Source organism: Psychrobacter faecalis, assembly GCF_016107575.1.
GTDB classification, from domain to species: Bacteria; Pseudomonadota; Gammaproteobacteria; order Pseudomonadales; family Moraxellaceae; genus Psychrobacter; species Psychrobacter faecalis.
This window is the reverse complement of sequence record NZ_JABAST010000090.1, coordinates 1-641: the sequence shown is the minus strand read 5'-3', so window position 1 is coordinate 641 and position 641 is coordinate 1. Positions and strand designations below refer to the sequence as shown.

The window sequence follows — 641 nt, the reverse complement described above, 5'->3', positions numbered from 1 at the left end:
CGAGCTACTCAAGCGTATTGATATGAGTTGGATAAGTGCTCGTAGTCAGCATCCAAAAGCCGACATACAAGCTCAAGACGCTTTTAAAAAAACTTTATAGCACAGGTTAAGGCGTCACTGCCTACTGATGTGAGCTTAGATCAAGTGGACATCTGGTTTCAAGATGAAACTCGAATAGGACAACAAGGCTCATTGACCAGAGTTTGGCATTACCGCGGTGGGCGACCTCGACTGATCAAACAGCAACAGTTTCATTCCGCTTATCTGTTTGGTGCCTTTTGTCCAGCGACAAAGAAGGCTGTCGGCTTAGTACTGCCTTCAGTGAATAAACACACCATGTTATTGCATATGCAAGAGATTAGTAAAGCCGTACCAAAAGGACGTCATGCGGTGGTGGTGATGGATGGCGCATTATGGCATCAACCAAGCTTGAATCAGGCTAATGTCACTATGCTTAAACTACTGCCTTATTCACCTGAGCTGAATCCTTCTGAGAGGGTATGGCAGTACCTTAAGCAAAATGAGTTATCCAATCGTTGTTATGACAGTTATGAGGCTATTGTCGATGCCACTTGCTTGGCTTGGAATAATTTGCTTAAACAGCCACAAAGAATTCGGTCGTTAACTGCTCGTGCTTGGGC

2 protein-coding genes are annotated in these 641 nt (G+C 44.6%); both read left to right on the top strand.

Going from position 1 to position 641, the window contains the following annotated elements:
- The coding region (locus JFC07_RS13380; protein WP_198329230.1) for a winged helix-turn-helix domain-containing protein at window positions 1-100 on the top strand (100 nt) is incomplete at its 5' end.
- Window positions 101-129: 29 nt separating this feature from the next.
- The coding region (locus JFC07_RS13045) for an IS630 family transposase (RefSeq protein WP_198329229.1) at window positions 130-641 on the top strand (512 nt) is incomplete at its 3' end.